The following is a 7,308-nucleotide window of genomic DNA, read 5'->3' as shown; positions in this document are numbered from 1 at the left end:
GAGCCATCGGGCCATAGGTTCGTAATACCGTCCTGTATGCTCCATGATAATCCGAGTACTACCGTCCAGAGAATTGAGCTGATCAACTAGCTGATGGAAACCACTGGAAGTATGCGGAATTTTAAGGCTTAGTGCTGGAAACCGCTTGTTTCAAGGCTTCCAGCAGGTTCTAAGTCCTTTACTACACCACTTTTACACCATTTCGGCAATCGCTGACATTTCCTCTTTCAGTGTTTCATCGAGTACATGACAGTATAAGTCCATAGTCATTTGCAAGGAATTGTGTCCCAGCAATTTCTGTAATGTTTTAGGACGCATACCTTTTGCGATACAATTCGTTGCAAAAGTGTGCCTAAGACAATGTGGTGTAAAATGTTCAAATCTTTCTTTTGGACGTTCAGCGTTAATTCTTGCAACTAAATAATTGATAGAATCTTTTATGTTGGTAGCGTTTAACGGACGGTTTGTTTTACTGGTAAATACCAAGTCCTCAAAGCCTTTTTGGGGAGCAAACCGGGTGTTTACATCATCGTGCCATGATTTCTGTTCCTGTAGTGTTTCTTTTACCAGCTTAGACATGGGAATGTTTCTCTTTCCTGCTTTACTCTTTGGTGGGTGGAACTCGTAAAGTGCATTCCCGTTATTAGGCATATAACATAATGTTTTTTCTACCCGAATAATGCCATTTTCAAAATCAATGCAATCCCATGTTAGACCAATGATTTCTCCCATTCTAATACCCGTATTTAGCGCCACGACAAAGAACGGATATAACCGACCATCTCTTGAAGCGTGATATAGGACTTGAATCTCTTTTTCTGTTAATACCCTTTTTTCAACCTTTTCTTTGTTTTCAATTTTGGTATTCACAGTCAATGCAATATTTTTGTTTATTAAATCAGATTCCATAGCACGATTAAGAATATCAACTAAAAGTGCTTTGCTGTCTCTCCTAGTGGAATCGCTTTTCATATCATTAAATGCGTTCTGTACGATAACCAAGTTAAGATTTGTCAGCTTTCGCCAACCTAAATCTTTGCGGAGCCGGTTATATTGGATTGAGTAAGTTCTCTTAGTTGTATTTCTGCAATTTTTCTTGCAGGTTTCAAGCCACACCTCATACCATTCGTCCAGCGTCATGTTGCTATCAACAACATTTAGTTGCTTTTCGTCCTCATATTGCTCGTCTCTTAATTTCTTTGTGATTTCATTATATGTTTTAGCGTAAATGGTCTGTCTTTTGCCAAATCTATTGATAAATCTTGCCTGATACAGTCCGTCTTTACGCTGGGTGATTCCGCGCCCTAATTCTTTCCCATTTAATGATTTACCCATTATTTTCTTCTTCCTTTCTTCGGTAAATCACAGGGAATTTGTGTAGTAGATATATTTTTTGATAGTATACCATTAAAACCCCATTATTTCAATTTATAGTGCCATCGTATCAATCCACCTGTCTAATTTGCTTTTATCTGCATACCATCGGTTTCCAATCTGCACTCCGAATCCATTATGTCCTCTGACCAGTTCTCTTGCTTTTGTCTGCCCTATTCCCAGATAATCGCATACCTCTTTGAGTGTCAGAAGTTTTTTATTTGCATTGGATTCCCTCATTGTCAGATTATTCCCCCTTAATGCTGGAATCTCTTTCTTCATGCCATCTCTCCTTAATATATTTGTGGACTTCCCAGTACCTTGATTTCAAAAATTGCACGATTGTAACAGTTCCATTGTCACATAGTACCTTGAACCAGTCAAAGCGATTGTTTTTTGAGTACATGAGAAGCTCTGCATAGCTGTCTATACCGTTTTGAATACAGAACTCTATCATTTCCCCTATTGCGCTGTATTTATCGCTTGCAAGGCTTATTATGGTGCTGTAATCCGCTCCTGAATAGGAGAGTACATCTTTAATATCATATTGCGCCTTTTCAGGGTTATCGAGGTGGCATAGATAGCGTGCATAGGCTCTTACACAATTTACAGGTTCTATGCCTACACCGCCAATAAGGGTGAATATTTCCTGTACCTGCTCTTGTGTCTTTACGCCATCAAATAATAACATAACATGGAAATGCCCTTTTTTAAGTTCTCCATTTGTGTTTAGGTCGTTATCATGAAGCGGAGAAATAAAAGCAGGTATGCACTGTTCTTGCAAAGCTGATTTCCAATTTTCGGGTGCTGACTCTGGATATACTACGGTAGCCCAATTACGAGTCCTTTTCTTATCCATTTATCTCCTTTTGAACATTGAACAATTAACACTAGGGTGTGTCGTAGTGGCACCCTAGTGGATTTAGCAGGTGGCAACGCTCCGCTCCATTTCTCCGAAATGCCGCCACCTGCACAAACCATTAAGCCGTATTCAATGCGCCTTTACAAATAAAGGGTGCAATAAATTCCCGTGGTTTGGTGTCAATCCCCTGTCTGTAAATCAATCCGGAACCAATCTCATGCCTGTAATTTTTGATGTTAGCAAAATCGGAGCCAAATGACATTTTATATGCGGCTTCACTCATTTGTCCCATACATATTTTACATGAAAGGTTGTCTCTTATGGCTCCCTCTACAAAGGTTGTATCAGGTCGTTGCAGAATCAAGCCAGCATACACACGTTTACTTCTTCCGGTGACAATCAGCGCTCCTAATCGTTGGGCGGTTTCAGTAAACGTCTTTTTTTCTGCAATTTTTGAAAATGCTATCAATTCATCAAATAGAAGAAAGATAGGGTTGAAATCAAGTTCGTCAAAACCAATACTCTGCAAGTCTTTTTCACGTAAACGTACCTGTTCTTCGGTTTCACGGATAACTTTGGCGATATCATTTTCTTTAGTAGCATATACTACAGATTTGTTCTGCAAAAACATTCTCATATCATCGTCATTTTTTGGGTCACAGTAAATCACCCGTACACCCTGTTCAAGCAGACAAGAGATAATATATTGTGCTAGTTGGGATTTTCCACTCCCTGTATTTCCGGTGAGAAGTAAATGGGGAGTTTTTTTCCAATTCCACACGATATCATGAGAAAAAGCAATTTCATTTTCTCCAACAGGTAAAATATCCTTTGGGGATTCTACTTTTGTTTGTTTCTGCTCATTCAGTTCAAAGCAGTATGTAATATATCCTCTTTCCTCTTTGATGTCAGTACATATGGTGAAGAATTTGTCTGCAAGTGGCTGCTCTAAATTTCTGAATTTTTGAGCAATAGCACTGCCGTCTAAGCGAAAGCGAATGCAAAATACGTTATCACTAGAATTTTCCGCATAATCTATTTGCGGATAATAGTCTATTATTTCCACCTCTTTTTCTCCCAGAAATCCATATTTGAGAACAGAATGAGATTGAAATAAATTGTTCTTTCTGATAAAATCTTCTATGAGGCCAGATTTATGCTTTGCCTTCCATGTTAGCAGGGTGGTTGCAATCGCTGCGAGTACGCCAATACTGGTGATTGTAACCCCCATAACAAGAAATCTGTTATCAAATCTAAATTTTCTAAGTATTATGCAAATAAATACAAGGCAAAGATTCGCGATGTACAGCCATTTTTGCCAAGCATATTGGTTCGTTTTCATTCGTTTCCACTTCACCTAGTTTTCACTTCCTTTCAATTTCAATTTTTGCTGATGTTCAACCAAAGAAATGCTATCCGCAGTAACAGAGAGTTTGATGGCTCCGCCGTGGTTGAAATCCTGATATGCTTTTCCTGATAAACCTTTAAAGGAAACATTTACAGGTGTTCCATTGTATTCCACAGTGGGGACGGTTTCGCTCGGGACTTTAACAGTTTGTTTTTCGTAATTCAGGCATGGCGAAAGAACCGTATAAACGGTTCCGGCAACAGAACCCTTGACCCCTTCGATATAGTTAAAATAGGGGCGTGGTTCTTCTACTAGTAAAACTGTCTCTCCGATTGTTTCGGGAATGTTAATGCTAAGGTCTGACAATTTAATACTCATGAGGTTTCTCCTTTTCTTTTTTCATCGTCAATGGTTTTTAGAATATACCTTGTACAATCGGCGGTCGTATTGGTGGAATTTTCAACAAGAATTTTTTTGTACTTTGTATAGGTTTCATCATCAACCCGAAAGCCTAACTTGGTATATTCTTTAGACGTTGTTTTCATTGGCTCATAATCGTCAATGATATGGTAATGTTGAGATTGTCTTTCAATATGGGCGGTCAAATCTTCAGTTACGGACTTGTGTTTTTCAATTAGATATTGCTTATAAGCAATTGCCACCTCCTTTTTTAGTCTAAGTGTAATCATTATGATTTTTTTCTGTTCCATATTAGCCTCCATATTCTCTTGAATCATGCACAACATACCAACAACACAAATATACAACAATGTTGGCATGTTGTCAATTGCTTTTTTAATTTACTTGCCCTTGCAATTTTCTATTAGCCTATCCATTCACACTTTAGAAAAATCAAAATGCCTAAGATATCACTTCCATAGTGTATCTTAGGCATCGTTTTTGTCTGTATTTTCTGTTTGGTCTGGCAAGACTTCCATAATATCTTCTAACCTACATTTGAATATCTGGCATAAAGCGTCAATGGTATTAGTCGAAACGGATTCATCACGCATTAAACGCTCAATTGTCTTATTATCAAGGTTATATGGTTCACATTTATTTCGTAAAAAATAGGTGCTGACTTGTTTTGATTTCATTAACTCTCTAAATGGCTGAAAGGATATCATATTGAAAAGCCTCTCTTGACTTTTTTTTGATTATCTCATACAATTATGGCATATCGGTATGAGGAATATTCCTCATATAAGCGAATAGTTTTCAGAGAGGACGTAAGATGAAAAAATCAAAGTATGAAAGGTACGATTTAGACAAAGTGTATTTTATGAATGAATACAATAAAACCGTTACATATGGGAATACAAATGCTGGCGTTAGTGGAGTAAAAGAACAATTACAAGGTTTGGAATTAGAGAAAAGCCGCTATTTTGAAAATGTAGCTAGTATAGTAAATCCAGAGCGAGAAAACGAAGAATTAAAATACCGTCAGTATGAAAAATGGGCAAAGATAGAGAAAAAATATAAATATACCGAGATATTTCTTATAGCTGTTTGTGTAGCCGAGATGTTGACTTTTAAATATCTTCCGATAGGGTTGCGTACTTCATTATTTTTCGATTTGTTTGAGGTGCTGTTAGTATTTCTAACTGTTTTTGTTGTACCAATAATTTTTATCATTACTAAAATTATTAAACATGGTTTCGGCATACGTTACAAACGCTATATAGAATTAGTTTCAAACAAGCTGAATAACTTAGGAAATGGTTTTATTAGAACTTCTATTGATTATTATGACGCAATTGATAATTTGTATTTGCTATCCCTTGATACAACTCATAGAGAGCTGGTACTTCTCCGCAGACAACAAGAAGCACACAATCAGGATATGTTGCGATTGGAAAAAGAACGGCAGAAAGCCGAAAAAGAGCGTCTTGAAGAACAGCGCAGAGCCAGAGAAGCCACGGAGAAACTGCTTTCAATTGAAATAGAACGTGAAAAAAGAATGGGAAGATGGTAACGCCATATTCTTTAACAATCACAAGAAAATCCAGCCAAATAAAAGGAGTTATGAAAACATGAAAAATAGTTCTTTCCTTATTCTTGTACTTTTAACCGTATTATTAGCCGGTTGTGGTGGTAAAAATACACATGAAAAACAAGAGCAAGAAATATCCGGTGAAACCAATCAAACGATTGAAACTACAGAAACTATAAACGCCACTGATGATATTGAAAATGCTGCGTATGCACCGGATATAATCACGCCTAAAGAATCGGGTGTAGAACTCAAGCATATATATATTACTCGTTTTGGGGAAGTGAACCTTGTGACATATCCCGCGTTTTCTTTTGGCTATCCTGATGGCTGGACAGTCGCAAGTGAGGAGGTTTCAACATCTTCAGAAAAGGTGGTATTAACGAACAGCACAGGTATTAATGTTACTTATTGGAATTTTGGTGAAACACGTGATTTGACTGGCGCGACACGTGATATCAGAGGTGTCGATGTTACACGAGTGGCAGACGCAAGTTTTATTCCTGATTATGTACAGGCAACAGACTATTCTGATTTAGGCAAGTTTATGGTTGCCAGGTTAAAAACCACAAGTGAATGCGATATGCTTAGTGACGGTGAATCTGTTGACATCGAAAACGGACCTGTGCGGTATGCTCTTTTACCGGAAAGTGAGGTGGGCGAACAATACGAATCTATAATTGTTGGATTGCCTACGTTTTCCTTTTGGTATGCTGGTCATATCTCTTTTATTGCGGATTCTCCAAACGGAGAATTTACAGAACAGGAGGAGAAAGAGGTAATAGCTATCATAGCCAGTTTTAGGGAAGGGTATGGGGGAGAGGAAGATACAAGTGTGGCTCCTGAATCCTCTAAATCCTCTGACCTCACTGGCTTACATACCGCGGCATCGATTGATGAACTTTGGTCAATGTTGAAAGGCGAATGGAAGTTTGAAGAATATATATATAGGGGAGAAAAAACAAAATATGTTAGCGATACGATAAAGTTTGAATATGTCGATAATAAGCCATATATAAGCCGTGACGCTCATAAAAATGGTATCACTTTGAGAGGTGACTATTTTTACGAATTAGATTCAATTGATGAATTTCACTATGATGTATATACATATAAAAGGGGCAGTTATGGAGGAGAGGGTGCTAACTGGAGTGATGATGTGCGGCTTGTCTGGTATAACTTCGATTTAAGTAACATTTCAAATGGAGAACTTATATTAACTTACCATATAGCACTAGACAATGGCTTTGTCGATAAACACAGATTTACATACAGTAAAGCAGATTAGAAGTAATCAAGGGATATTCCAAAAGAGTGAATTGGAATATCCCTTGTTCAATTATGGGGGTATGGGTAATTCTGCTTTCGCCTGTAAATCCCCACTCTGCGAGTGCCTGCGGTAAAGGGATTGACAGGCTATCTCAATATATCTACATCACTTTTTCCCTGTGATTTATACACCATTTACTACACCATTTTCCTATAAAAATACACCATTTATCAATAAGTTACGATAACTTTGTTTATAAGGCTGATTTGAACTTTTCCGCATGGAATAAAGGACTTCCGGCATTTCTGCCCCCTACTTCTCATCGCAAACCTGAAAAATGTAGAACTTCAAATGGCTTGGCAACAATTTCGCCGAACGGGCGGAGGGCAGCAACCATACTTTTACCTTTAGAAACATCAATACCAACTGCGTTCATAGATCCAACTCCTTATTTAGATTTG

9 protein-coding genes are annotated in these 7,308 nt (G+C 37.8%); 2 read left to right on the top strand and 7 right to left on the bottom strand.

Annotated elements, in window-relative coordinates:
• Positions 1–192: 192 nt before the first annotated feature.
• From H8S80_RS33740 to H8S80_RS33710, 7 genes are all read right to left on the bottom strand, one after another.
• The gene (locus H8S80_RS33740) at positions 193–1,335 is read right to left on the bottom strand and encodes a site-specific integrase (protein WP_117633719.1); all 1,143 of its coding nucleotides are present in this window, start codon (positions 1,333–1,335) and stop codon (positions 193–195) included.
• A 93-nt stretch (positions 1,336–1,428) separates the two neighbouring features.
• The gene (locus tag H8S80_RS33735) at positions 1,429–1,656 is read right to left on the bottom strand and encodes a helix-turn-helix domain-containing protein (RefSeq protein WP_243008059.1); all 228 of its coding nucleotides are present in this window, start codon (positions 1,654–1,656) and stop codon (positions 1,429–1,431) included.
• The gene (locus H8S80_RS33730) at positions 1,622–2,233 is read right to left on the bottom strand and encodes a replication protein (protein WP_117633720.1); all 612 of its coding nucleotides are present in this window, start codon (positions 2,231–2,233) and stop codon (positions 1,622–1,624) included. The genes H8S80_RS33735 and H8S80_RS33730 overlap by 35 nt, the downstream gene beginning before the upstream one ends.
• 121 nt (positions 2,234–2,354) lie before the next feature.
• A complete protein-coding gene (locus H8S80_RS33725; RefSeq protein ID WP_117633721.1) occupies positions 2,355–3,593 on the bottom strand; it encodes a helicase HerA domain-containing protein in 1,239 nt (412 codons plus the stop codon).
• Positions 3,594–3,962: a hypothetical protein gene (locus H8S80_RS33720; RefSeq protein ID WP_117633722.1), complete on the bottom strand. Its 369-nt coding sequence runs from the start codon at positions 3,960–3,962 to the stop codon at positions 3,594–3,596.
• The gene (locus H8S80_RS33715) at positions 3,959–4,294 is read right to left on the bottom strand and encodes a hypothetical protein (protein WP_117633723.1); all 336 of its coding nucleotides are present in this window, start codon (positions 4,292–4,294) and stop codon (positions 3,959–3,961) included. The genes H8S80_RS33720 and H8S80_RS33715 overlap by 4 nt, the downstream gene beginning before the upstream one ends.
• Positions 4,295–4,471: 177 nt before the next feature.
• On the bottom strand, positions 4,472–4,711 hold the full coding sequence (locus tag H8S80_RS33710; RefSeq protein ID WP_117633724.1) for a helix-turn-helix domain-containing protein: 240 nt from the start codon (positions 4,709–4,711) through the stop codon (positions 4,472–4,474).
• 107 nt (positions 4,712–4,818) lie between these two features.
• Between H8S80_RS33710 and H8S80_RS33705 the strand changes: the two genes are divergently transcribed.
• Together H8S80_RS33705 and H8S80_RS33700 are read left to right on the top strand one after the other, a co-directional pair.
• Positions 4,819–5,559 carry a hypothetical protein gene (locus H8S80_RS33705; protein WP_117633725.1) on the top strand — a complete coding sequence of 247 codons (741 nt, stop codon included), beginning with the start codon at positions 4,819–4,821 and terminating at the stop codon, positions 5,557–5,559.
• A 58-nt stretch (positions 5,560–5,617) separates the two neighbouring features.
• Complete coding sequence (locus H8S80_RS33700; protein WP_117633726.1) at positions 5,618–6,865, top strand: hypothetical protein; 1,248 nt, start codon at positions 5,618–5,620, stop codon at positions 6,863–6,865.
• Positions 6,866–7,308 lie beyond the last annotated feature (443 nt).

The organism is Hungatella sp. L36 (genome assembly GCF_014288035.1).
This window is presented reverse-complemented; position numbering and strand designations above follow the sequence as displayed.